The sequence below is a fragment of the Nonomuraea sp. NPDC002799 genome (assembly GCF_053592075.1).
The window spans coordinates 142156-166248 of sequence record NZ_JBSFVA010000010.1 but is presented as its reverse complement, the minus strand read 5'-3'; the positions used below and the strand labels follow the sequence as shown (position 1 = coordinate 166248).

Sequence of the window (24093 nt, the reverse complement as noted above, 5' to 3'; positions counted from 1 at the left end):
AGGGTTGGATCGCCCCTGCCGTCTGTTGTGAAGCCCTCAGCGATAGATTGCCCCTCATCGAACCTTCGTCCGTAAGGAGCAGCTCATGCGCGTCGTCGTGACCGGAGCCCACGGCAAGGTCGGCCGGGCGGCCGTGCGGGCCCTGACGGAGGCCGGTCACGAGGTGACCGCCGTCGACGTCACCCGCCCGGTCTTCGAGCGCACCGAGCCCGGCGCCCCCCGCTATCAGCAGGCCGAGCTGACCGACGCCGGGCAGGCGTTCGCCGTGGTGCACGGGGCGCAGGCCGTCGTGCACGCGGCGGCCATCCCGGATCCCACGTCGAACCCGGCGCACGTGGTGTTCCAGAACAACCTGATGGCCACGTTCAACCTGATCGAGGCGGCGGTGCGCCTGGGCGTCCCCCGCTTCGTCAACATCTCCAGCGAGACCGTCCCCGGGTTCTTCTTTCCCGAGCGGCCGTTCCTGCCCGACTACGCGCCGGTGGACGAGGAGCACCCGATCCGGCCGCAGGATCCGTACGCGCTGGCCAAGCATTTCGGCGAGCAGCTCATGGACGCCGCCGTGCGCCGCTCGGACATCAGGTGCGTCTCGCTGCGGCCGAGCTGGGTGCAGTGGGAGGGCAACTACGAGCGCAACCTCGGCCCGCAGGTGCGCGACGACACCGAGCTCGGCGCGGGGCTGCTCAGCTACATCGACGTCTACGACCTGGCGGACGCGATCGTCCTGGCGGCCGAGTCCGAGCTGCCGGGGCACGAGGTGTTCTACATCGCCTCGCCGGACAACGCGGGCGGGCACGACTTCGCCGCGGCCGTGCGGCGCGCCCACGGCGACCAGGTGGAGCTGCGCCCCCTCGCCCGCCCGGACGCGTCCGGCATCTCGTGCGCCAAAGCCCACCGGCTGCTGGGCTGGAACCCGAAGCGGTCATGGCGCGACTACCTGGACGAGAACGGGCACGCCCGCCAGAGGTGACACCGCGCATCGCCCCGGGCCGACGCGATCAGGCGAGGGTGCCGATCAGCTCGGGCAGCTCGGCGGGGTGGTCGAAGAGGGTGGCGCCCAGGCCGGTGAGGCGGGAGACGGGGGTGACGCCGCCGGCGAAGGCCAGGCAGCGCATGCCCGCGCTCATCGCCGCGAGCACGCCGAACGGGCTGTCCTCCACGACCACGCACCGCTCGGGATCGGCCCCCATCGTGGCCGCCGCGTGCAGGAACAGGTCGGGCGCCGGCTTGCCCTCGGCCACGTCCTCGGCGCTGAACACCCGGCCGGTGAACCGCTCGGCCAGCCCGGTGAGCTCAAGGCTGCGGCGGATGGTGGCGTGCCGGCCGTTCGAGGCCACGCAGCTCGGCACGTCGAGCCGGTCGAGCGCCGCCTCGATGCCCTCGATGGCACGGAGCTCGGCCTTGATCGCGGTCGTGTGGTCGATCAAGAGCTGCTCCCACCAGCCGGGCGGCGTCTCGCCGATCTGCTCGGCCCAGTACTCGTTGGAGCAGCCGACGAAGCGCTCGGCGTACTCGGCCTCGTCGATCGTCCAGCCCAGGCGCCGCAGCGCCGCCGTGCCCACCCGCGTGAAGATGCGCTCGCTGTCCACGAGCACCCCGTCGCAGTCGAAGATGACCAGATCGGTTGCCAAGCTTGTCCTCCGGGAAATGTGACATTGCGCAGGTGATAACGTCAACGTATCGCCTGACAAGATGTTAGTCCGCATAGTGAGACACGAATGACGACCACCTCCCCTCAGCTCGCGGCGCCGAGCCGGTCCAGGATCGCAGTGGCCAGCCTCATCGGCACCGCGGTCGAGTTCTACGACTTCTATATCTACGGCACCGCCGCCGCCCTGGTGCTCAACACCGCCTTCTTCCCTGGCATGGATCCGGTCGCGGGCAGCCTGGCGGCGTTCTCGACGTTCGCCGTGGCGTTCATCTCGCGGCCACTCGGCTCGGCCGTGTTCGGGCACTGGGGCGACCGGATCGGGCGCAAGTCCATGCTGGTCGTGTCCCTGCTGGTGATGGGGCTCTCGACGGTGCTCATCGGGCTGCTGCCCGGCTACGCGTCGATCGGCGTGCTCGCGCCTGTGCTGCTGGTGCTGCTGCGGTTCACGCAGGGCATCGGGCTCGGCGGCGAGTGGGGCGGCGCTGCGCTGCTGGCCACCGAGCACGCGCCGCCCGGCAAGCGCGGGCTCTACGCGATGTTCCCGCAGCTCGGCCCGTCGGTGGGCTTCATCGTGGCCAACGGGCTGTTCCTCATCCTCGGTGAGACGCTCAGCGACGGGGAGTTCGAGGGCTGGGGATGGCGGTTGCCGTTCGTGGCGAGCCTGCTGCTCGTCATCGTCGGCCTGTACGTCCGGCTCAAGATCTCCGAGACGCCCGTCTTCCAGAAGGCCATGGACCAGCGGAAGATCGCCAAGGTCCCGTTCGCCGGCCTCATGCGTCACCAGTGGCGGCGGGTGCTGCTCGGCGCCGGGGCGATGACGATCGCGTACACGCTCTTCTACACCGCCACCACCTACTGCCTGGCCTACGGCACCACCTCGCTGCACGTCTCGAAGACCACCATGCTCGGGCTGACCATGATCGGCGTCATCTTCATGGCGGCGGGCACCGTGGGCTCCGCGATGGTCTCCGACCGCCTGGGCCGCCGGCGCACGCTGATGGCGGGCACCGGGGTGGCCGTCGTGTGGGGGCTGGTGATGTTCCCGCTGATGGAGACCGGGTCGATCGTGCTGATCGGGGTGGCGCTGTCCGGCGCGCTCGGGCTGATGGGGCTGATCTTCGGGCCGATGGGGGCGTACCTGCCGGAGTTGTTCAGGACCGAATACCGCTACAGCGGCGCCTCGGTCGCCTACAGCCTCGGCGGGGTGCTCGGCGGCGCGGTGCCGCCGCTGGTCGCGACCAGCATGCAGGCGAGCGGGCTGGGCGTGATGGCCGTCGGCGGGTACGTCTCGGCGATGGCCGTGCTGAGCCTGCTCTGCCTGTTCGCCCTGCCGGAGACCGGCGACGACACCCTCTGAGCCGAGCTCTCAGTATCCCGGGAACATCAGCGACAACTCGCGCGGATAGGCCGCGATCAGCCGCAACTCGTCGTCGGTGAGCGGCCTGCCCGTCATCGCGTTGCAGAGCTGGACCAGCCGGACCGCCGCGTCCTCATCGGTCACCTCGACCCCGAGCCCGTCCATGACGTGCCTGAACCCGGCCTTGCCGCCGTACTCGCCGGTCAGCACCACCCGCCCGCCGCGCGCGTGCCAGTCCTCGGGGAACGGCCCCAGCGTGGCCTCGTCGTACAGCTCGTAGTTGCCGTGGTCCTTCAGCGCGCCGTCGGCGTGGATGCCCGACTCGTGCGCGAACGCGTTGCGCCCCACCCCTACCTGGTTGTACGGCAGCGGCTGGCCCAGCGCGTAGCTCGCCCACAACCCGAACCTGCGGGCCCACGACAGGTCGAGCGCGTCGCCGATCTCGGCGTTGAGCCCGAAACCGTGCCGGAAGGCCAGGATGGTGGAGAGCAGGTCGGCATTGCCGGAGCGCTCGCCGATGCCGTTCACGCAGGTGTTGATCCACGCGTCCTGGCCCGCATCGAGGTCGCCGAGCGCGCCCGAGACGGAGTTGGCCACGGCCATGCCCAGATCGTTGTGGCAGTGGGTCTCGATCGGCAGCGCGGTCGCCGAGGCCAGCTTGGCGAAGCGCTCGCGGATCCTGTCGGGCGTGTCGCCGCCGATCGTGTCGCAATAGCGTACGCGGTCGGCCCCCGCCTGCTTGGCCGCCAGGGCGAACTCCAGCAGGAACCCGTCATCCGTCCGCGACCCGTCCTCGGCGTTCACCCCCACGGTCAGCGCGCCCGCGTCCTTGGCCACCCGCACCGCCGCCGTCATCTCCCTGATGATCGAATCACGATCCAGGCGGCCGCGGAACTTGTTCTGGATCATGTAGTCGGACGTCGAGATGGACAGGTTGTAGTGCTTGAGGCCGAGCGGCGCCGCCTTCTCCACGTCCTGCGGCACGCCCCGGCACCACCCGGACAGCCGCAGCCCGCCGAACGCCCCCGCCTCGGCCAGCGCCACCTGCGCCCTGACGTACGGGACCTCGTGGAACAGGAACGGGAAACCGATCTCGGACTGCGCCACCCCGAGCTTGGCCAGATAGAAGTTGACCATGGTCTTGCCGAACTTCGACAGGCCGGTGCGCGCGGTCTGCACGCCGTCCCGGTTGGTCACGTCGAGGAAGTGAATGTTGGGCATGTCCACACGTTGACATGCTCACTCAACATGGATCAATATTGATTTTCATCAATGTGGGAGGCTGCCGGGGTGGAGTGGATCGACGCGGCGACGGCGTCCGAACGGCTCGGCGTCAAGCCCGCGACGCTGTACGCGTACGTGAGCAGGGGCGTGCTGCAGCGGCGGCACAGCGCGGACGGGCGGCGCAGTCTCTTCTCCGCCGAGGAGATCGAACGGCTCGCGCGCCGGGGCCGGCCGCGCAGCCAGCCACCGGAGCTCGTCATCGAGTCGGCCATCACGGCACTCGGGGTCGATCGGCCGTACTACCGGGGGGTCGACGCGCTGGAGCTGGCGCGGGCGAACACCTTCGAATCGGTCGCCGACTGGCTCTGGACCGCCGACCCCGCCACCCTCCGCCCACCCCGGCCCGCCCCCGCTCTCGGTGGTCCCGGCGACCGTGCTTCCGGGAGCTCCGCCGGCCAAACCCACGCACCCCCATCCTCCACGGGAGACCCGGTCGCGGTGTGGCGGTGCGACCCTGACGCGTTGCGGGCCGCCGTCTCCGCCCAGCGCGGGCTGCCCGCAGACCTGCTCCCCCTGGACCGCCTCCAGGTGATCATCACCGTCCTCGGCGCCTCGGACACCCTGCGCTACCAGCTCGGCCCCGCCTCGGTGACCGCCACCGGCCGCCGCCTGATCGCGGGCCTGGTCGACGCCATGCCCCGGCTCGACGACCCGCAAGGCGACTCCATCGCCGAGCGCCTGTGGTCCCGCCTGTGCCCCCGCCCTGCCACCCCTGAGCTGCTCGGAGCCGTCCAGGCCGCCCTGGTCCTGATCGCCGACCACGAACTGGCCGCCTCGACCCTGGCCGCCCGGGTAGCCGCCTCCGCCAAGGCCGACCCCTACGCCGTGGTCCTGACGGGCCTCGGCGTGCTCGGCGGCCCGCTGCACGGCGGCGCGTCGTACGGCGCCGAGCGCCTGCTCACCGAGGTCACCGAGCCGCACCAGGCCGCGCGGGCGATAGCCGAGCGGGTCCGGCGCGGCGAACGCATCCCCGGCTTCGGCCACACCGTCTACAAGAACGGCGACGGCCGCGGCGCCCTGCTGCTCGATCTCATCAAGGAGGCCGCCCCAGGGCACGAGCGCATCGCCGCCGGGGTCGCCGTGCTGGAGGAGATGCGCAGGCGCCGCCTCCCCGAGCACAACTTCGACTTCGCCCTCGCCATCCTCACCGCCGTGAGCGGAATGGCGCACGGCGCGGGCGAGGCGATCTTCGCGGTGGGGCGGGTGGTGGGCTGGCTGGCCCACGCCATGGAGGAGTACGAGCGCGGGGCCATCCTCCGCCTCCGCGCCACCTACACCGGCCCACCGATCAACTGACCACCCCGTGCCCGTCCAAGCTGGGGCCGGCGCATCGTCCCGATAACGATTGTCTTCAAGGGCGGTTGTGATTCCAGGTTGTGATTCTCCTGCGGCACGATCTCTGATCATGAAAAAGATGATCATCCTGCTGGCGGCCTGCGGCACGCTGATGCTGGCCGCCGTGCCCGCCCAGGCTGCGCCGAAGGACCCCGTCAGCGCGCTGAAGGCCAAGCTGGTGCCCGGGCACGGCGTGCGGTTCACCGACATCGTCACCTGGTCGGACGGCACCGATGAGCTGGGAGCCCGCGACAACAAGGGCGCCTTCCAGTTCGGCAAGAAGGGCATCGCCGCCTTCGACATCGCGATGGACTACGGCGGCGACGACAAGGAGCGGGTCATCTCCATCGGCAAGACCGGCTATCGCTCGAGCGACCGTCTGGCCAGCCTGCTCCCCAAAGGCAAGATCTGGTACAAGACGGTCAGCGGCGGCGCGATCCCCGACTCCTGGGCCCAGTTCCTCAACCCGGCCGAGCCCAAGACCCTGACCGCACTGCTCGAGAACGGGAAGACGAAGGGCAACTCCGTCACCGGCTCGATCACGATCAAGCAGCTCAAGGCGGTCTCGGCCTGGGTCGGGGCGGCGAGATTCCGCAAGGAGGACGACAGCATCAAGATCTCTTACACCCTGACCCTGTCCTCGGCGGGCCTGGTGAGCAGGGTGCGGACGTCGTACACGCTGTCGAGGGACGGGGAGCTCAACCAGGTCACCGTCGACAGCCGTTACACCGGGTGGGGCAGCAAGGTGTCGATCAAGGCACCGGCTCCCGGCACCGTGACCACCAGGTTCCGCTGACCCTCGCCTTCCACCAACGCCTGGGGCGGCCGAGCCGCCTCAGGCCCAGGTGCGCCGGCCCCAGCCCGGGTACTGACGCTGTCAGAGTCACGCGGGGTGGTGGCCGGTGAAGGTCAGGCTGGACGGCGTCTGCTTCCTTCCGGCGTGAAGGTGAAGGTGTCCTTGAACGCTTCCCTGCCGAAGCGGACGGCCAAGAGAACGGGTTCGTCGTAGATGGGATGCCAGGTCGTTTCGATCTCCCCGGAGGTCCCGTTCCAGAGATGAAAGAAGATGATCGGTTCCGTCGCCTGTTCTGTCAGGTAGGCGAGTGTCTTGCCGTAGAAGGGGTTGGTGCCGCCGAGAAGAACGGAAGGTGGGCCGAACTCCTCTCGCACTTCGGTGAGGGTACGGTCGTGGGCAGTCCATGTGTTGAGTGTCCGGCGCAGGGATGCATGATCTTCGGTCGTCAGGGTTCTGTCAGCCTGTAGCCACCCGTGATCGTGGGCGAGCTCGGCGTAGATCGAGGCGACGCCGTCGTCGCGGGAATCAGGTAAGACGCTGCTGAGCGCTCCCGTCACGCCGAGGGAGTTGAAGGCACCCCGCGATTCCAGGGTTCGCAATGCTTGTGCCCACTCCTTCTCCTGGTGTTCCGCGTAGGCCAGGTGATCGAACAGGAGGCGCAGGGCCGTCTCGCCGCCGAACATGCCAGGCCGGCGAAGCGCCTGGTTGAGCCGGTCTTTGAGGTAGGCGCGGATCCCGGTCGACGAACGTGGCCCGAGGGAGGTCGTTCGTTCGCGAGATTCCTTGCCAGTTGCTGATGGCGCCACCTGTCCACTATGGCCTCGAACACCAACTCTTCCAGGTGCAGTGGCACCGGCATCTTCGTTGCGCACCGGGTGAGCCAGGAGGCGACCGCTGACTGGTTGCGGTCCACGCCGCACTCAACGCACTTCAGGTAGATCACCATTGGGGCTGGCGCGTGAGAATGATCTCGATATAGTGTTCGAATTAATGGTCAGGGCATGCTCAGATTTCTCCGTTTCATGTCTGATTAGGAAGGTGTGCTCGTTTCCTGTGCTGGCCTCGACATCTCTCTCTGACAGTGCCTGGCCATGTGTTCTTGGCCGGGTCGTCATCGATCAAGCCAGCGAACACTTTGCTGCACCGCATCCGTCCGTTACGAAGATCACGAGAAAGGAATCTCTGTGGGTTTTTCGATTTCGGCAGGACGTCGCCTCGGAAGGCTGGTGGCCGTCGTGGCCCTGGCCCTCGGCGTCATCGCCACGGGGGCGCAGGCCGCTCCGGCTGCCGCGACGAACGTGGTGAGCAAGCTGGACATCGTCTTCGAGCGCACCACAGCGTCGAAGTGCCCGGTCACCTTCGACGTCCACGGCTACTTCGAGGGGCTGCCCGCAGGCGAGCAGACGATCGAGTACCGTCTCGTCGGCGCCGAGGAGTGGAAGACGCTCACCGTGCCCGCCGAACACGGCCTGGTCTACCAAGCCGTGCTGGAGACCGTCACGTGGGAATGGGCGCCGGACTCACGTGACTACGCGGTCCAGATCGAGGTCAACCAGCCCGATGGCCTGCGGTCCAACGCCCTCTACTACTTCAAGTGCGGCAGCCCGCCATCCGGTGAGACGTTCGGCGTCGCCGCCGAGGACATCACCCGCACGGCGAGCGGCGGCCCGCTGGCCGAACTGGCGGCCGACGCGCAGCTCGCGGCGGTACAGGCCCGGTCCGGCGCGCAGGTCGCGCTCGTCCACAGGTTCCTCGTCAAGGCGGACCTGCCTGCCGGACCGGTCGACTACGAGGAGTTGTGGAACGCGCAGCCCGCCGGGCTGGCCATCGAGGTGCAGACGATGACCGGCGCCCAGCTCAGGAAGCTGCTGGCCGCACCCAACCCGGTGGGCTGGGTGCTGACTCCGTCGGCCGGGCTGCGCTACACCCTCGGCAGCGGGAAGGTCCTGTCGATGACGCTCGACGGCGTGCCGGTCACCGCCACGCAGGAGATCAAGGTCGCGGGCGGCTGGAGCCTCATCGCCGGAGCCGACGGCTGGCCGCGCTGGGAGGGGACGACCACGTATACGAAGGGTCCCGACGACACCGGGGCGCTCGCGACGTACCTGGTCGCGCACTCGCCGGTGTCGGCGCCGGCGGGCGACCGCGTCACCGTCCGCTAGCCCTGTTCTCCGCATGCCAGTGATCTTCAGCGCAGGTCTCCTGGGCCGCTGTTGCGGAGATCCAGGAGATGAAGCTGGAGGTCGGTGGGTTGCGGGAGGGTCGGGGGTGAGTGGCCGGTGTCCGGGATGAGACGGACACCGGCCAGGGCGTCGAGGACGAGCCGGACGGCCGGGACGGCGGTCATCCCGCCGCCCTGGCCGAAGGCCGTCGGCGCCCGGCGGTCATCGCGCTCTCCTGAGGGCCGTCGGTGGTCACCCTGCCGTCCGGTCGACGAAGGCCGCCAGCGCCCGCACCCGCTCGGCGTGCTGATCGTGCCCGACGATCACCGGCGGCTCGTTGTACGGCATCGCGTCCGACGACCGCCGCAGCTTGACGTACTGCCCGCAGGCATCGATCGCGTACGGCTCCATGTCGTCCTGCAGCGCCCCGATCACCGTGATCCCGTACGTCTCCCCGATCCTCCGGAACAGCGCCACCGCCTCCCGCCGATGCTCCTTGCCCAGGTTGCGGCCGAGCTCGTCGAGCACCAGGCACAGATGCCCGCCCCCGGACGAGGCGATGGCCGCCGCGCACACCAGCTTGACCGCCTTCTCGTCCATGAGCGCGGTGTTGGCCCGCCGGTTGTAGGGCACGAACCCCTGACCCTCGCCGCGCCGCCACTTCGGCGTCACCCGCCACTGCCAGCGCTGCTCGGGATCGGCCGGCGCGGGCGGCACCGGGAACTCCAGCGTCGCCCCGTACCCGCCGTAGGAGGTGTCGAGTTTCTCGAACTCCTCCGCCACCCGCGTGAGCCGCGCCTTGATCGCCGCCGTCAGGGCCGCCCGGTGCACGGTCGTGGACTGCGCCGCCTCCTCCGCGCCCCGCGCCGCCGCCGCCAGGTCCCGCTGCCTGGTGACGACCTGCGCCTCGATCTGCCGCCGCTGGTGTTTCTCGTACTCCTCCTGCCCCCGCAGGTAGGACGCCAGCGCCCCGCACACCGCCGCGAACGTCGCCTGCTCCCGCGCCGTGCTCCCGCCCCGCTCGCTCAGCAGGAACGCCAGCTCCTCGGGGACCTCCGCGTCCTCCTCCGGGAAGGTGTCGCGCATCGCCTGGTCGAAGTGGCGCTCGGCGATCCGCCACCACTCCCCGTCGGCACGGGGCCGCTCCTCCTCCGGCAGCGCCTGCAGCCAGGCGCGGGCCGTCTCTACCGTGCCGCCCCAGTCGGCGGCCAGCGCGTCGAGCTTGAGTGACTCGCGTTCGGCGGTGACCTTGCTCTCCTGCTCGCGCGCCTGAGCGCGTTCGGCGTCGTGCCGGTGCCGCCGGCCCTCCAGCCGCTCGATCTCCATGTCGCGGGTGCGCGCACGGAAGTCCAGCGCCCCGGTCTGCCGCTCGGCCTCGGCGACCTTCGGCGCCAGCTCCTCGATCGCGGTGTTCAGCTCGCCCAGCCTGGCCCGCCGCTCGGCCAGCTTCGCCTCCAGCTCGGCCAGCCGCACCCCGGCCCGGGCCCCTTCGAGCCGCCGCTGCGCCTCGGCGACCGACTCCTCCCCATCTCGTACGGCCGCAGCAGCCGTCTCCTGAACGTCCCGCGCGCGGTGCAGCCGCTGCTCGGCGGCCTTGATCCGCGCCTCCCGCCCGGTCGCCACCCCGTCGAACGCCCCGACCACGCTCACCCCGGCCGCACTGACGAGCACGGACCCCGGCAGCTCCGCCAGCGCGGCGACGGCGGCGTCGAGCTGGGCCGCGTCCACGATGACCGCGTGCTCGTTGGGCCAGTTGCGCAGCGCGTCCAGCGGCAGCCGGCCCGGCTGCCCCTTCCCATAACGCGCCTTGAGCGCGGCGCCGAGCTCATCGCCTGCACCCTCTCCGGCCTGGGGGCTCGCGTGAGCGGAGCCGGCGTCACGCCCTGCGGCCTGGGGGCTCGTGTGGGCGGAGTCGCGGGCCTGCTCGGCCACGTCGAGCGCGTCGAGGACGCCCGTCGCGCCGATGCCCGCCGCCGCGAGCGCGTTGAGCTGGGCCGCCGCCGGCCCGCCCTCCGCGTCGTCCAGCGCCGCCTGGGCGGAGGACACCTCCCGGTCGGCCACCCCCAGCGCCTTCAGCGCCTCGTTGAGGCGCAGCCCGACCTCCCGCAACTCCCGCTCGGCCGCCGGCACGTCACGCCCGTCCGCGAACCTGCGCGTCTCCTCCAGCGCCGGGATCAGGCCGCGCAGCTCGTCGGCGGAGTTCTCGGCCACCGCGCGGTCGGCGTCGAGCTTGGCCGCCCTGGCCTGGGTCGCCGCCAGCTCCTTGCGCGCCTGGGACACCTGCCGATCCAGCGTGTCCTCCCGCAGCGTGGCGACCTCCGCCTTGACCATGGCGATCGACTCGGCCGCCGCCTCCCCGGCCGCGCGGTGCCGCCGCAGGTCGGCGGCCAGCGCCTCGTCCTTGCTCGCAGCGTCGGCCAGCTTGCGGGCCTGTCTCCCGCGCCAGCACCGCAACGCGTCCGCCAGGCGCGCCCTGGCCTGATCCCGCCGGTCGAACGTGGTCAGCAACGCCTTCGACTCCACCTCGAACTCGGCCAGCCGATCGCCCGCCTGCGCCGCGCGCACGCGCTTGGCGTGCTCGTCGCGGCGGGCCTCACGCTCCTGCTCCAACTCGGCGTCGAGGCCGGTGAGGGCGGCGATGGCCTCGAAGACGCGTTCGGGGGAGATCTCGTTGAGCGGCTGGGAGAGCAGGTTGGTGGCGACCTTGCTCCGTACGGACGTGGACAGGAAGGACACGCACCTGACCCGGTCGCCGTAGAGGACCTTGGTGAGGTCGCGGGCCACGACGTCGCGGCGCCCGGCCGATCTTGGCAGCGACGCCCAGATCTCGTCGGCCCGCGCCACCCGCTCCGCCTCGGACGGGGACGCGGCCAGGTGCACGCCCTCCCGCCAGCGGACCTCCAGGTGTGGCGCCTCCTGGTTGACCTTGAGCCACACGGTGATGGCTCCACCGGAGGTGTCCGGCACCTCGAACAGCTCCCCGTCGGGCGCGGCGCCTTCATCGCCGAGAACGAGCTCTCCCGAACCGGACAGGACCGCCGCCGCGCCTGAAGCGGAGGGGCCGTCCACGGAGCCGTTCACGGGGCTGCCGTCTTCGGGCGGCGGGGGCGGGAAGCCGTCCATGCCCGGCGGCGCGAAGACGCCCACGATGTAGCCGTGGTCGGCGCTCGCCCACTGGCGGGCCCCGGCGCCGCTGGCCAGCTCGGCGTTGAACAGCAACTCGGACACCGCCTTGGCCCCCGAGGCGAAGCGCCACTGCTCGTCCCCGAGCAGCGCCGTGATCGAGGCGATGAACGACGACTTACCCGCACCGTTGGAGTCCTTCGGCCCGGCGCCCGCCACGACGATGAGCGTGCCGGGCACAGTGGGCACCGGATGGGTCGACAGCCGAGAGATGTTGACCGCCTGCACGGCGATCAGCACCCGGTCCCCGACGACGTTCTCCAGTTGCGACACCTGTAACCCCCGTAGTCCTTCCATCCGTCATGACGCTGATCTGTCCGTCCCGCGAGCGCGGGCGCGCGTTCACTTCGCCGATCTTCGAGCTCGTACGGCGCCCGCCAGCGGAGTGTTCGGCCCGGCCGCCAGGATCAGCTCCTCCTGCAGCCGCCGCCGCGCCACCGGAGTGAGCCGGTGGAACTGCGGCCCCGGCACATAACCGCCCGCCTCCTCACCGGCTTTCACCTGGCCCAGCAGCCCCGCATGCCGCAACACCCGCAACGCCGCCTCCAGCTCGCCGATCGGCAACTGGGTATGGCGGCGCAGCTCGTCGACCGGGGTGGGATGCGGCGACAACCAGGAGTCCTCGGGCAGCAGTCCTTCGGCCCGAGGAATGGCGACCGAGTGCACCAGCACCAGCGTCAGCACCGCCCGCTCGCTCACACCCAGCCGCTGGCGGTCCGGCGCCCGACCGCCCGCCGGCGTCGGGCCGAGCGCGGTGAGTGACGCGGCGCGGGTGTCGTCGTAGCCGGAAGTCCAGCGTTCGCGCTGCTGGATCAGCATGCGGCCGCGCCGCCCCAGCATCTCGCCCAGCGTGTGGCGCAGCGCCGGGTCGCGGAGGGCGGCGAAACGCGCCTCCTGCACCGGCTCGGCGGCGTGTTCCACCACCATGAACGCCGCCACCAGCTCAGCCCGCCGCCGCTCGTCATAGCCACTCAGCAGATCGTCGAACTCCGCCACGCCGCCTTCGATCCGGCCCCCGAGCCCTCCCAGCCCCTCGATCCGGCCCCCGAGCCCCGGCCCGGGATCGGGGGTGGTCTCGGCGGGATGGGCGGCGGCCACGATGTCGGCGTCGCCCACCACGGTCAGCTCGGCCCGCTCGGGCTCGGGCAGCCGGCGGACCAGCTCCTGCAGTTGCGCGTACGACTCCACCGGCCACAGGGCGCAGCGCGGGCCCAGGAAGACGACGCCGTCGTCCATGACGATCCACGCGGAGTCGTGCAGGCGGCGCAGCGCGCCGATCGCCCAGTTGCGCATCAGGTCGTCGGCCCGGCCGATCAGCGCCCGGTAGGTGTCGAGCACCAGCTCCACGGGTGCGGGCGTGCCGGGCCACGGGTCCGCGGACAGGTCGCTCCAGCAACATTTGAGCGCGGCCGCCAGGACCCGGCGGGTCTCGCCGGAGCGCTCCACCGGGATGGGGGCCACCTGGTATTCGTCGAGGATCGACGGTGTCACGCCGTCGGGCCACACGGGGAGCGCCTGCCCGGTGGAGTCGGGGCGGGTCAGGCGGGCCATCCCGGGCGGCGCGGCGTCTTCGGCGCCCAGCCACAGCGGCCCGCCCGACCTGGCCCGCACATGAGCGACAGCCCCGTCGCCGGCGCTCGGCCGGCGTGTGGCGGCCGAAGGGGTCGGCAGAGCAACGGCCCCGTCATCGGTGCTCGGGCGGTGTGTGGCGGCCGAAGGGGCCGGCGGAGTGACAGCTCCGTCATCGCTGCTCGGCCGGTGCTCGGCGGCCACAGGGGCCGGGGAGTCTGGTGCGGCGGTCATCAGGTGCGCTCCAGGTAGCCGTGCGAGAGCCAGGCCGGCTCCCGTGCCGGGTCGATCGTCAGCTCGTCCGACCAGGTCAGCCGGTAGGGCAGCTCGGGCCGCAGATCCACGGTCGTCAGGTCGGCGAGCACGCGCCTGGCCGAGGGCCAGTCGGTGCCGAGCACGTCGCCCAGGGCCACCCGGGAGGCGTCGCCGAGCAGCGACTCGGCCACCTCCCGCAACCGCTCCATGGCGGCGCTGGGCGAGGAGTCGAGGGAGTCGCCAGGGCCGGGGTCGGGCAGGTTGGAGCGCGGGGGAGTGGGCTGGGCGGGAGCGGGCCGGGGCGCCTCGTCGACGGCGCGGGCGATGGCGGCCGGATCGTGCCAGGGCGCGGGCGCGTCGAAGACGAAGCCGTCGAGCACCGCCGCCAGCCGCTCCCTGGACGCCGTCTGCGAGAACGTCCGCCACGTCTCCGTCGGCAGCAGCGTCAGGTTGCGGGTGGTGCCCGCCGAGTCGGCCAGCCGGCCGGCCGCGCGGCGCGAGGCGTCGCTGTAGGAGTAGATGGCCGCCCGCAGGTCGGTGCAGACGCGGTCGAGCTCGGGCCAGCGGGTCAGGATCGTGCCGTGCAGCCCCTGCGCGCGCCGCGCGATCTCCTCGGTGCCCCACAGCTTGGGCGCCTGCTCGCGCAGCTCCTCGATGGTGGCGGTGGTCAGCGTGATCAGCTCCAGCGCCCACAGCCGGAACGCCCGCGCCATGTTGACGGCGCTCTGCCTGGCCTCCTCCATCGTGGTGCGCGGATCGGCGACGTTGAGGTCTTCCAGGGCCAGCAGCCGGTGCATCTCCGACTGCCCGCCGTCGTCCATCATCCGCCGGATGAACATCAGCCCCACGACACTCGTGAACGAGGCGCGGTAGCGGAGCTGGTTGGGCTTGGGAAAGACCTCGCGGATCGCGCCGAGTCCCTTGAGCACCCGCAGCCGGTTGTCGAACCGGTCGCTCGGATGGGCCCGGCAGGCGAAGCGCATCTGCTCGTGCGTCAGCCACTCCTCGCCCGCCTCCGCGAACGCCGCGAACAGCGTCTCGGCGATGTCGACCAGGGCAGGATCGTCGATCACCGCGCCGCTGTCGCGGGCCAGCGCGGCGAACATGCGGCGATAGGTCGACAGGACCGCCTCATCGGTGAGGACGGCGTCGAGGGTCAGGGGCTGCTCGGACACGGGCTCTAAGGTACGGCTTCACACCGACAATCAAGGAACCCGGCGCGTACGGACACGCGTGGGACCCTCGCACTCAGTACGCGCTGGGCCCGCCGAACATCTCCGCCACCCGCGAGGCCAGCCCCACGTCCCCGCCCACCTCCAGCCGTCCCGACACCAGCAGCGCCGCCGGGTTGGCGGTGCCGGCCAGGATCCGGACCAGATCGGCGGCCGGCATGCTCAGCGTGAGCGCCGGATCCCGGGCCGCCGCCCGCCGGACGAGCGCCCGGCCGCCGCGTACCACGACGGTCCACGTCGCCGCCGGAGCCAGCCGGAACTCGATCGCCCCCTCGAACCCGAAGCCCTTGGCCGGATCGTAGGCCCGGGCCATCAGCGCGAAGAAGATCCGCTGCCGCCCGGGCCCGAACCAGCGCGCCAGCACCTCGTCGGACCGCTCCGCCACGGCCCGCTCCAGCAGCCGCCCCAGCGCCCGCCCGGCCCGCCTGCGCGCCCCGCCCACCAGCTCGGCGGGCCTCGGCGCCGGTCGCCGGGTGATCCTGGCCAGCTCCGCGCCCTCGTCGATGGTGTACGGCCGGGCCGCCGTACGGGCCGGAGCCCGCCGCGCGAGAGCGGCCGCGATCGCCGGCGCCAGCCGTTCGGCCTTGGCCCGCTCGCGCTCCTCCCTGCCTTCGGCGAACGCGGGCAGCACCTTCTTGCCGAACAGCTCCAGGCTCTCGCAGATGTGCTCGTGCCGGTTGGCCCCGGCCTGCAGGACGAAGATCATCTGGTCGACGCCGACGGCCTCGTAGCGGCCGATCAGCTCGATGAGCTGCTGCGGCGTGCCCAGGGCCCCGGCCAGCGGATCGTGGCCACGGGCACCGAGGGCCGGCCGGGAATCGAGGTATTCCCGCCAGATGTCGGCGTTGCCCGGCTGATGCTTGGACGCCCCGTAATAGTGCGCCAGCGCGTACGCGAAGAACCCGGCCCCCAGCGCCCCCCGCTCCCGCGCCTGCCCGGCGTCCTCGTGACACATCATCGGCAGCACCACCGCCAGATTGGCGTTCACCGCGAACCCGGCCGGCACGCACTCCTCCGACCCCAGCAGGGCGTAGTAGTCTCGGGCCCACGTCCCCGCGTCCTCGGGATGCACGAACGCGAACGACAACGCCCCGATCCCGTTCCGCGCCGCCAGCAGGATCGTCTCCCGCCGCGAGCACGCCACCCACAGCGGCGGATGCGGCTTCTGCACCGTCTTCGGCACCACGTTGCGCGGCGGCATCCGCAGGTACGGCGACTGCCATCCGGCGAACGGCTCCTCCACGAACATCCGGGTGATCACGTCCAGCGAGTCCTGCCACATGGCCCGCTTACGCTCCCGATCCACCCCGAACCCGCCCAGCTCGGCCGCCGAACTCGCCTCCCCGGTGCCGAACTCCACCCGCCCGCCCGACACCAGATCCAGTGTGGCCACCCGCTCGGCCACCCGGGCCGGATGGTTCACCGGGGGCGGCATCTGCACGATGCCGTGGCCGAGCCGGATGTTCGCCGTCCGTTGCGAGGCGGCGGCGAGGAAGACCTCGGGGGCCGCCGAGTGCGAGTACTCCTCCAGGAAGTGGTGCTCGACCTCCCACACGTAGTCGAACCCCACCCTGTCGGCGATCTCGACCTGCTCCAGCGCGTCCGCGTACAGCCGCCGCTCACTGTCCGGCTCCCACGGCCGGGGCAACTGATGCTCGTAGAAGATTCCGAACCGCATTCTTCGGACGCTAGGCGCGCACGGCCCATAGAGCAACGACGTAACGTCGGCGTGTATGACCGTGTACGCAGCGTCACGACGGCGATGGGTCGTCCTCCTGCTCTGCTGGGCCTCCTTCACCATGACCTCGGCCGACCGCTCGGCGTGGGGCCCCGCGTCGGCGCAGGCCGGCGCGGCCCTCGGGGTGTCGCTGGCCGGGCTGGGCGTGTTCGCGACGGCGTACTACCTCGGATACGTGCTCTCCAGCGCGGCCGGCGGCGTGCTCAGCGACCGGCTCGGCCCGCGCGCCGTGTTGTCGGGGTCGGCGTTCGTCGCGGGCGGGTGCATGATCCTCTTCGGATCGAGCCCGTCGGCCGGGGCGGGCCTCGCGTTCCAGGCGCTCGTCGGGCTGTTCGCGGGCGCGGACTACGCGGCCGGGGTCAAGCTGATCACGATGTGGTTCGGGGAACGGGGCCGGGGCACGGCGGTGGGCGTGTTCCTGACGGCCACGTCGCTCGGCACCGTGATCGCCAACGCCGTCGTGCCCCGGCTGATCCTGCAGGCGGACTGGCGGCTCTCCTACCACCTGTTCGGCGCCGTCTCGATGGCTCTCGCCGTACTCTGCCTGCTGCTCCTCCGCGACGCACCCGCACCGGCACCCGCACCGGCACCCGCACCGGCCGTGCCGCTTGAGGAGCCGGTACGTCCCGCCCGGCGCGACCTGCTGCTGCTCGGGCTGGCCGGGTTCGGCGGCCTCTGGGGCACCTACGGCTTCATCACCTGGTCCAACACCCTCATGACCCGGGGCCACGGCATCGACCCGGTGACGGCGGGCAACGTGGTCGTGCTCTTCGCGATCGTGGCCCTGGCCGGCAAGCCGCTCGTGGGCCTGGTCACCGACGTCGCCGGCACGGGACGCAAGGCGCCCGCGATCGGGGTGCTGCTCTTCTTCGCGGCGGCGCTGCTGGTGTTCGGCTCGCTGCGGTCGGCGACGGCGTTCCTGGTGGTGGCGCCGTTCCTGGGCCTGGGGGCCTACCTCTACAGCCCGCTCATGGTGGCGATGCTCCCCGGCCTGTCCGGCCCGCGGCTGACCGGCTCGGCGGCGGGCGCCACGAACGCCCTGTGGCAGCTCGGCAGCGTCACCGTGCCGGTGGTGGTCGGGGCGCTCTACCAGGCCACCGGCTCCTTCCAGGCGGCCTTCGCGGCTCTGGCGGCGGGGCCGCTGGCGGGCGCCGTCCTCATGGCGTTCGTCCGCGAGCCCGCCACCCGTCGGACAACCGGTGCACACCACCGCATTGTCATATAACCCCCTTGGGGTTACCTTGGGGTTATGCCAAAGATCAACGTCTATCTGCCGGATGAGCTGGCGGAGGCCGTCAAGCAGGCCGGGGTGCCGGTGTCGGCGGTCTGCCAGCGGGCATTGGAGCAGGCCGTACGCCGGGTGACCGCCATCCGCGAAACGGTCCTGACCCCGCGCGACCTCGACGAGCCGACCGGCGCACTCACCCATCTGACGGCCAGGACCCGGCTGGTCGTGATCAAGCTGGCTCAAGAGGAGGCCAGGGCGGACGGGGCCGCGAGCGTCGGCGCCGAGCACCTGCTCGCCGGCGTGCTGCGCGAGGGCACCAACCTGGCGCTGCATGTGCTGCGCGCGATGGACGTCGACCCGGAGCAGGTACGCCGCGACCTCGCCCGCCACCGCCCCACCCCGGACCCCACCCCGGCGCCTGACACTGAGCCCGCCCCTGCTCCTGACGCTGAAGCCGCCCCGCTGCCCTTGAGCACTCCGGCTGCCAACGCCCTGGAGTTCGCCGTCAACGAGGCGGCCGCCCTCGGCCACAACTACATCGGCTGCGAGCACCTCCTGCTGGGGTTGGTCTCCGAGCCCGACGGCCCCGCCGGCCAGGTGCTGCGCGCCCTCGGCGCCGAGCCCCGGCTCACCCGCCGCGCCGTCGTGGCGGCCCTGGCCGGCTACGTCCATCTCCGCGCCCAGACCCAGCAGGGAGGCACCGCCACCCAGGGTCAGGGGGCCGCCCAAGCCCAGGGGCCGCAGAGCGCGACACCCGCCCAGGCCGCGCTGCTGGCCGCCGCCGTCCGTCACGAACTGCAGCCGTTCGTCCAACGCCTCGAACGCCTCGAAGAGCGTCTCGGCTCGGAGACCTGAGGAGCCCAGTTGACAGCCGACGGCCGAAGGCACGCGCTCACCGCCTTGCGCCTCACCCTCACCGTCCTCATCGTGATCGGCGTGGTCATCGCGGCAACATGGTGAGCCACGTCAAAGGACCGGGTCGTGGATCTCGGCCCACACCTTGTGCCCCACCGCGTCATCGCCTTCGTACCCGGCCTGGTCGGCCAGCGCGGCGACGACGGCCAGTCCCCGGCCGTGTTCCGCACTCGCCCGGCTGGACGGGCGGAAGCGAGGAACGCCGCCCCACCCGCAGTCGTAGACCGCGACGGTGATGATGGCGGTCGTGCGGGTGATCTCGACGATGAAGGTTCCTCGCTGGCGGCCGCTGGCGGTGTGCTGGACGGCGTTGGCGGCGAGTTCGGCGACGATCTGTTCGGCGTCGTCCTGGCGATCGGAGTCGGCCAGGAGGCAGCGGGCGAAGCGGCGGGCGTGGGGGACCTCGCGGACGGTGCCGGGAAACACGCGACGCCAGGCCAGTCCGCCAGGGTGCAGGTCGATCATCGCGTCGATGTGCTGCCGTATGAGCGGACCGGATCGCTCGGCGCCGGGGTCCTGCTCGCGTTGCCGGGGGATGAGCAGGCCGGCCCGTTCGGTGGGGTTGTGCATGGTGATCTCTCCGAGGGTACGTCGGGGTGGTCACCGACAGGTTGCCTCGGGCGGTTCCGCGCGAGGACCCCCGCCCCATCCTCACGCATCCCCTGTCCGGCCTCCGTGCCGACCTGCTGAATGTTGCCGTCGCCAGGATCGGTGTCCCGCTACGGCCGGATGGACTCCCCTTCGACCTGTGCACACTGTGATCATTCCTTTACACTCAGTAGACATCTCTGAGCGGAAGGGGGGCTAGGGATGTCTGGCGAGGGTTATCGGGTGCTGCTCCAGGCGCGTTCGTGGAGCAAGGCACTCCGGGACAAGCGCTTCACGTGGGAGCAGATCGCCGACGTGCTCGCGCTCACCCACCCCGTGAGCCCGCTACGGCTGTATCGGCTGGCCCATGGCCGCACCGCCGCCGACGTGGTGGCCGTGATCAACGACGCCGACCCGGCGGGCACGGCCGCGATGCGGGAGTCGCGGCTGTACGACTTCGAGTCCTGGCCAGAGGCGGGACGCCGGCCACAGGCACGCCTGCTCGCGGCGCTGGCCGAGATCTACCAGACCTCCGCACGCAACTTGCTCTCCAGCGCGGGCCTGGCGGCGTACGGGGCCGAGGACCGTGCGTTGATCGACCGCGCGGACTTCCGCGACACCGATGCCAACCGGCCGCCCTCCCCGGACCGGATGAGCCGTGTCACGATGGAAACGAGCGCAGGTGCGACGCCCGCTGACAGGTCGCTCGTGGACGTCCCGGCGTGCGTTCGGTTGCTGCGTTCCATCGGCGTCGAGGAGACCGACGTGAGGCGACGTGAGCTGCTCTTCGAACTCGCCTTGGTGCTGGGCGGAAGCAAGGCGCTGGAGTTGTTGCGCGTGCTCACTCCGGAAGAGGGCGAACGCCTGGCGGGGGTGCTGCGCAACACGTGGCGGGTGGACGAGGCTGCGGTGCGCACGTTCGAGAAGCTGACGATGCACGCGCGTCTGGCCGATGACCTGACCGGACCCGCCACCCTTCTGCCGGTGGTCAACGAGCATCGGTCGGCGATCGGACGCGTCCTCGCGCGTGAGTCGATGCCGTCCGACCTGCGCGAACGACTTCTCCATACGTATGTGCAGATGTCACAACTGGCGGGTTTCCTCGCCTACGACATGCGGGACAACGCGGCGGCCGAGCGACCGCTGCGCGACGGATTGCAGGCGGCGCTCGACCTCGGGGATCCGACCCTGATCGGCTACTTGCACTACTGGCTGGGCAGGGTGGCCGTTGACCAGGATCGGATGACCACGGCCTTGGACCACGCCTTCGCCGTGCAGAGCTGGGCGGCCCGATCTCCGAGCAGGCTGCTGGCGCCGCTGCACGGCTCATTGTCCGCCATCGTTCACGCCGCCGAGGGCGACGCTGCGGCGAGCATTCGTGCGCACGACCGCGCACTCGCGGCGGCCGGAGCCGAGCCGGACGGCGAACCGGCGTTCCTGTCTTGCATCTCGCCGGCGACGCTGGAGATCGGAAGGGACGCCCTGCAGATCCGGTTGAAGCGACCCGCACCTGTCATGGCGGCGGCCGAGCGGCTGCTGGCGGGGCTCGATCCCCAGTACAAGAGGCGTCATGGGCTGGTGCTCACGCGATACGCCAGTGCGTTGGCGATGGCCAGGGAGATTCCGGAGGCGGTGGCCAAGCTGACGGAAGCCGCCGGCATCTCCAGACAGCACAGCTCGGCTCGGCTCACCGATGAGATCGCCCAGGCGCGAACCCGGATGAACCCGTGGGCGGACACCACCTACGTTCGACGGCTGGACGAAACTTTGCGGTCCTGCGGCTTGAGGTGAACGCCCGCACCGGCGATCACGTGGGCTTGTCCAAAAGGACGGGTTTGAGTTGGCGGAAGAACTCGGTCGCGTCCGCCAACGAGTCCCGGCCGGGCGCGCCCTCCAGGAGGCTGACGATGAGAAGTCGCTTGTAGTCCGGCGTCCATCCGTAGACGAAGGCGATGGCCTCGTCCTGGGCGTTCTTCCGCCGCCCGGCGAACCCGGGCCCCAACTCGTCAGGAAGATCATTGCCTTTCGTGGACAGTTTAGTGTTTTCCAGGTCTTCCGGGTCGTTCGTGGACGGATCGAAGAGTTCGATCAGGAGACCCCGTCCATCTCCTGAAGTCTGACTCTCGCGAACTGTGCATGATGCGAAACGTTGGCCCATGTCCATCTTCGTGCCGTGAGCCGTGTAGTCGTTCAGGCCCGTGGCGAGCTTGATGGCGTTTGCTGAGATCAGGTCACACTCTCGCGGGGCGCCGGTCACGTTGCCCAGTGCTCGCGTGTCGAGTGGCGCAGCAGGAGGAGCCGAGCACGACGTCCCCAGCACGAGGACGACAAGAAGGGGAACCGCCAACGGCCGGATTCTCATGAGCCATTCCCGGAGTAGTGCTTTTTGGCAGCATCAAAACCGTCTGAGATCGCACCACCCGGCTGGCCGAAGACAGGGCCGATACCGTTCAAGGTCAGCCACTCCTCATAGTCCTCTCGCTGGTCGGCGTTCATCTCTGCCCAGGGTACGAGTTTCCCATCGGCCAGGAAATGGCCGGCCGATCCTGGGGCGAAGTCCCCGTAGAAATATGGGTGGCTCTCTGCCGGCACAGTTGGGTCCCCGAAAAGACCGTGGCGCATCATCGCGGCCACTGCGAGATCTGTGAACATGTGCTTGGCGGCTCCGAGTGCGCTGTCCGCGTCCGCGCGCGCCTGCGCTTCATGATTCGACTTGATCTCGCCGAAGATCTTGTTCTTGGCCGAGTCGACCAGGAGCCCGATGAACTTCCCCTGCGGCCCGGGGGCCAGGCCCACCACCTTCTCGGTTATCTCCTTGAACGTGGCGAGGCGGGCATCATTCTCCTTCGCCTCCTTGATGTCGGCGATGTTGGCGGCATCGGCGATCACCCAGGTTGTCATGCTCAGGTTTCGCATCGCCTGCGAGAATTCGGCGCCTACGCTGCGGCTCATACGTTCTTCGAGTATGTCCTGCCGCATGGCGTCGGCTTGCGCCTTGGTTGCTTCCGGGTGAGCATTCCGCCAAGCCGCGAACTCAGCCTTCACCTCCGACGCGACCTTGCCGGCCAGTTCGTCCAGCATCTTGGTCGAATACTGCCCGTGCGCGGTGGCCACCGTTTTGAACGCCTCGTCGTCCTCGAAGGCCCACGTCATGACCTGCCTGAGGTCCATCGAGTTGAACTTGGCGCCGTAGGGTTCCGCGCCGAGCACATTCTTGTCAGCGTCTTCGTCTGTAACGACACCTGGCATTTTTGTCATGAAGGTCTGCGTGTCGCGGTGGACGTCTCCCGTGTACTGAGCCAGCACCGTACCGAGGTTGGCCCGGGTGTGGGGAAGGTTGGCCTGGACCTTGGGGTCGGTCCAGAAGTGGACCGCCCAGGACGCGATAAGGGCCGACTTGTAACCGCGAGAACCCCCCGGCGGCAGGTCGTGATCGCGGAACTCCGTGCTGGCCGCCTGGATGGCCCAGCCGAGCTCCGCGTCGGCCTCGCCGTCCCAGTGATGGCGCCGCATCAGGTAGTCCAGGGGCTTGCGCTGCGGGTCGGTGAAGAAGTCCTGGGCGACAGCGGGGTGGTGGGCCAGGGCGACCAGCGCCGTGCCCATCGGGCTGAGGTCGCCCGGCGGCATGTCCTTCGGCCCGGGCGCCGTCCAAGGGTCTCGCGCGCGGCTCCGGTCAGGGGGATGGGCCAGGTCCGCGTCGTAGAGCTTCCTGGTCAGTGTGAGCAGGAAGGTGTGGTCGAACTCGCCGTCCTGCAGCAGCTTCTTCAGCGCGAACGCGTTCTGCGGGTCGTCGACGTCCTCGGCCAGCCGGTCGGCGTAGTCGGCGGGCAGTCTCATCCCGCCCGCTCCCCGGGAGGCCGTGCCCAGAAGGGTGCTGAGCATGGTGGCGAGCCGCTCCTGCAGCGCGACGTCGTTCTGGCGCGGGCGTTCCGACGGCGGGAGGCCGGCCCCGTACGCGCGGGCGAGCAGGGCTTTGAGCTCGCGCGGCGAGATCTCCTTGGCGAAGGCCAGGGCGAAGTACGGGTCCTTCTTGTGCCGCTCGATCTCGGCCACCGTTCTGGCGTCGAGCGCGTGGCTCGCGATCTTGTCCCGCACCTTCGTGGCCAGTCTCTTGGCGGTCGCGGCGCCTTCGGCGGGAGACTTCGACAGCCAGTCGGACTCGCTGGCCCAGAGGATGCCGCCCTTGCCGGTCTTGCGGTCCGGTTCGGCGAGGATCAGGTCGAGGCGGCCCCGGAGCGCGGGGATCTGCTCGCTCATCTGGCGGCCGATGGCGTTCAGCGGAGTCGGGCCCCACAAGGGGATGTCGAGGGCGGTCAGGGCGCGTTCCACCTGGAGGCCGACGTCCGGGATCGTGGCGCTGACCCGCGTCATGCCGTTGATGAGCTGCGTCATCAGCGTGGGGTTGATGCCGACCTGAGGGCTCATCAGCGGGCGGCCCGATCGGACGGCTGGAGGGAGTCCAGCAGCGACAGAGCCCGGGTGAACAGGTCCTTGAAGGCCTTGTCCCACGCGCGGAGGTCGGTGGTGAGCCTGTCGCCGGACCGGCCTTTGAGCGCGCCGTCATCGACCAGGCGGACAAGCGTGATCACGTCGTTAGCATGCCGATCGCGCAGTTGCTCGATGTGCCGCCTGGCTGCGTCGATCTGTTCCTGCGTCGCCATCATCGTCTGATCTCGCTGAGCTCGGGAAACGCTGGGCCGACGGCATGGTAACCGCGTGCTGGAACGCGTTGCGGGGGAATGCTGTGAACTCAGCGAAATGGCTATGGAACTGCCGGTATAAGACGTATGGGGAGATGCT

Annotated in this window: 20 protein-coding genes; 8 read left to right on the top strand and 12 right to left on the bottom strand. The window is 70.6% G+C overall.

Annotated features, from left to right (window positions below):
- Positions 1–85 precede the first annotated feature (85 nt).
- Positions 86–970, top strand: coding sequence for an NAD-dependent epimerase/dehydratase family protein (locus ACWD0F_RS20485; RefSeq protein ID WP_449877621.1), 885 nt, complete (start codon positions 86–88; stop codon positions 968–970).
- Positions 971–998: 28 nt separating this feature from the next.
- On the opposite strand, the gene ACWD0F_RS20480 is transcribed toward ACWD0F_RS20485, so the two are convergent.
- Positions 999–1631, bottom strand: coding sequence for an HAD family hydrolase (locus tag ACWD0F_RS20480; RefSeq protein WP_449877619.1), 633 nt, complete (start codon positions 1629–1631; stop codon positions 999–1001).
- An 87-nt stretch (positions 1632–1718) separates the two neighbouring features.
- Between ACWD0F_RS20480 and ACWD0F_RS20475 the strand changes: the two genes are divergently transcribed.
- Positions 1719–3008, top strand: coding sequence for an MFS transporter (locus ACWD0F_RS20475; protein WP_449877617.1), 1290 nt, complete (start codon positions 1719–1721; stop codon positions 3006–3008).
- Positions 3009–3017: 9 nt separating this feature from the next.
- Here the strand turns inward: ACWD0F_RS20475 and ACWD0F_RS20470 are convergent, their stop codons facing one another.
- Positions 3018–4229 carry a homocitrate synthase/isopropylmalate synthase family protein gene (locus ACWD0F_RS20470; protein ID WP_449877615.1) on the bottom strand — a complete coding sequence of 404 codons (1212 nt, stop codon included), beginning with the start codon at positions 4227–4229 and terminating at the stop codon, positions 3018–3020.
- 51 nt (positions 4230–4280) lie between these two features.
- Between ACWD0F_RS20470 and ACWD0F_RS20465 the strand changes: the two genes are divergently transcribed.
- A complete protein-coding gene (locus tag ACWD0F_RS20465) occupies positions 4281–5588 on the top strand; it encodes a citrate synthase (RefSeq protein WP_449877613.1) in 1308 nt (435 codons plus the stop codon).
- Between the two features lie 109 nt (positions 5589–5697).
- Positions 5698–6423, top strand: a complete 726-nt coding sequence (locus ACWD0F_RS20460) for a hypothetical protein (protein ID WP_449877611.1) — start codon at positions 5698–5700, stop codon at positions 6421–6423.
- Positions 6424–6536: 113 nt separating this feature from the next.
- On the opposite strand, the gene ACWD0F_RS20455 is transcribed toward ACWD0F_RS20460, so the two are convergent.
- Positions 6537–7229: a hypothetical protein gene (locus ACWD0F_RS20455; protein ID WP_449877609.1), complete on the bottom strand. Its 693-nt coding sequence runs from the start codon at positions 7227–7229 to the stop codon at positions 6537–6539.
- 378 nt (positions 7230–7607) lie between these two features.
- On the opposite strand from ACWD0F_RS20455, the gene ACWD0F_RS20450 reads away from it, so the two are divergent.
- Entirely contained in the window at positions 7608–8585 is a 978-nt protein-coding gene (locus tag ACWD0F_RS20450; RefSeq protein WP_449877607.1) for a 5'-nucleotidase C-terminal domain-containing protein, read from the top strand.
- A 26-nt stretch (positions 8586–8611) separates the two neighbouring features.
- On the opposite strand, the gene ACWD0F_RS20445 is transcribed toward ACWD0F_RS20450, so the two are convergent.
- From ACWD0F_RS20445 to ACWD0F_RS20425, 5 genes are all read right to left on the bottom strand, one after another.
- A complete protein-coding gene (locus ACWD0F_RS20445) occupies positions 8612–8770 on the bottom strand; it encodes a hypothetical protein (protein ID WP_449877605.1) in 159 nt (52 codons plus the stop codon).
- A gap of 67 nt (positions 8771–8837) precedes the next feature.
- Positions 8838–12065, bottom strand: a complete 3228-nt coding sequence (locus ACWD0F_RS20440; protein WP_449877603.1) for a chromosome partitioning protein ParA — start codon at positions 12063–12065, stop codon at positions 8838–8840.
- Positions 12066–12110: 45 nt separating this feature from the next.
- Positions 12111–13379 (bottom strand): hypothetical protein, encoded by a 1269-nt coding sequence (locus tag ACWD0F_RS20435; RefSeq protein WP_449877601.1) that lies wholly within the window; start codon positions 13377–13379, stop codon positions 12111–12113.
- Positions 13380–13570: 191 nt separating this feature from the next.
- Positions 13571–14767: a hypothetical protein gene (locus ACWD0F_RS20430; RefSeq protein WP_449877599.1), complete on the bottom strand. Its 1197-nt coding sequence runs from the start codon at positions 14765–14767 to the stop codon at positions 13571–13573.
- 73 nt (positions 14768–14840) lie between these two features.
- Complete coding sequence (locus ACWD0F_RS20425; protein WP_449877597.1) at positions 14841–16502, bottom strand: LLM class flavin-dependent oxidoreductase; 1662 nt, start codon at positions 16500–16502, stop codon at positions 14841–14843.
- 55 nt (positions 16503–16557) lie between these two features.
- On the opposite strand from ACWD0F_RS20425, the gene ACWD0F_RS20420 reads away from it, so the two are divergent.
- Both ACWD0F_RS20420 and ACWD0F_RS20415 read left to right on the top strand, forming a co-directional pair.
- The gene (locus tag ACWD0F_RS20420; RefSeq protein ID WP_449877596.1) at positions 16558–17787 is read left to right on the top strand and encodes an MFS transporter; all 1230 of its coding nucleotides are present in this window, start codon (positions 16558–16560) and stop codon (positions 17785–17787) included.
- A 24-nt stretch (positions 17788–17811) separates the two neighbouring features.
- Positions 17812–18645 (top strand): Clp protease N-terminal domain-containing protein, encoded by an 834-nt coding sequence (locus ACWD0F_RS20415; RefSeq protein ID WP_449877594.1) that lies wholly within the window; start codon positions 17812–17814, stop codon positions 18643–18645.
- A gap of 111 nt (positions 18646–18756) precedes the next feature.
- On the opposite strand, the gene ACWD0F_RS20410 is transcribed toward ACWD0F_RS20415, so the two are convergent.
- Positions 18757–19275, bottom strand: coding sequence for an ATP-binding protein (locus ACWD0F_RS20410; protein ID WP_449877592.1), 519 nt, complete (start codon positions 19273–19275; stop codon positions 18757–18759).
- Between the two features lie 240 nt (positions 19276–19515).
- Between ACWD0F_RS20410 and ACWD0F_RS20405 the strand changes: the two genes are divergently transcribed.
- Positions 19516–21084 (top strand): hypothetical protein, encoded by a 1569-nt coding sequence (locus ACWD0F_RS20405; RefSeq protein ID WP_449877590.1) that lies wholly within the window; start codon positions 19516–19518, stop codon positions 21082–21084.
- A 16-nt stretch (positions 21085–21100) separates the two neighbouring features.
- On the opposite strand, the gene ACWD0F_RS20400 is transcribed toward ACWD0F_RS20405, so the two are convergent.
- From ACWD0F_RS20400 to ACWD0F_RS20390, 3 genes are read right to left on the bottom strand one after another with little or no spacing between them, the layout of a single operon-like run.
- Positions 21101–21640 carry a hypothetical protein gene (locus ACWD0F_RS20400; RefSeq protein WP_449877588.1) on the bottom strand — a complete coding sequence of 180 codons (540 nt, stop codon included), beginning with the start codon at positions 21638–21640 and terminating at the stop codon, positions 21101–21103.
- Between the two features lie 11 nt (positions 21641–21651).
- On the bottom strand, positions 21652–23685 hold the full coding sequence (locus ACWD0F_RS20395; protein WP_449877587.1) for a hypothetical protein: 2034 nt from the start codon (positions 23683–23685) through the stop codon (positions 21652–21654).
- Positions 23686–23717: 32 nt separating this feature from the next.
- A complete protein-coding gene (locus ACWD0F_RS20390; RefSeq protein WP_449877585.1) occupies positions 23718–23882 on the bottom strand; it encodes a hypothetical protein in 165 nt (54 codons plus the stop codon).
- Between the last annotated feature and the right edge of the window lie 211 nt (positions 23883–24093).

What these genes read in the sequence shown, in the direction of transcription:
- ACWD0F_RS20420 (WP_449877596.1), top strand. Translation starts at nt 16,558, where the DNA reads ATGACCGTGTACGCAGCGTCACGACGGCGATGGGTCGTCCTCCTGCTC.
- ACWD0F_RS20410 (WP_449877592.1), bottom strand. Translation starts at nt 19,275, where the DNA reads ATGCACAACCCCACCGAACGGGCCGGCCTGCTCATCCCCCGGCAACGC.
- ACWD0F_RS20425 (WP_449877597.1), bottom strand. Translation starts at nt 16,502, where the DNA reads ATGCGGTTCGGAATCTTCTACGAGCATCAGTTGCCCCGGCCGTGGGAG.
- ACWD0F_RS20470 (WP_449877615.1), bottom strand. Translation starts at nt 4,229, where the DNA reads ATGCCCAACATTCACTTCCTCGACGTGACCAACCGGGACGGCGTGCAG.
- ACWD0F_RS20465 (WP_449877613.1), top strand. Translation starts at nt 4,281, where the DNA reads ATGTGGGAGGCTGCCGGGGTGGAGTGGATCGACGCGGCGACGGCGTCC.
- ACWD0F_RS20415 (WP_449877594.1), top strand. Translation starts at nt 17,812, where the DNA reads ATGCCAAAGATCAACGTCTATCTGCCGGATGAGCTGGCGGAGGCCGTC.
- ACWD0F_RS20475 (WP_449877617.1), top strand. Translation starts at nt 1,719, where the DNA reads ATGACGACCACCTCCCCTCAGCTCGCGGCGCCGAGCCGGTCCAGGATC.
- ACWD0F_RS20485 (WP_449877621.1), top strand. Translation starts at nt 86, where the DNA reads ATGCGCGTCGTCGTGACCGGAGCCCACGGCAAGGTCGGCCGGGCGGCC.
- ACWD0F_RS20440 (WP_449877603.1), bottom strand. Translation starts at nt 12,065, where the DNA reads ATGGAAGGACTACGGGGGTTACAGGTGTCGCAACTGGAGAACGTCGTC.
- ACWD0F_RS20395 (WP_449877587.1), bottom strand. Translation starts at nt 23,685, where the DNA reads ATGACGCAGCTCATCAACGGCATGACGCGGGTCAGCGCCACGATCCCG.
- ACWD0F_RS20405 (WP_449877590.1), top strand. Translation starts at nt 19,516, where the DNA reads ATGTCTGGCGAGGGTTATCGGGTGCTGCTCCAGGCGCGTTCGTGGAGC.
- ACWD0F_RS20460 (WP_449877611.1), top strand. Translation starts at nt 5,698, where the DNA reads ATGAAAAAGATGATCATCCTGCTGGCGGCCTGCGGCACGCTGATGCTG.
- ACWD0F_RS20445 (WP_449877605.1), bottom strand. Translation starts at nt 8,770, where the DNA reads ATGACCGCCGTCCCGGCCGTCCGGCTCGTCCTCGACGCCCTGGCCGGT.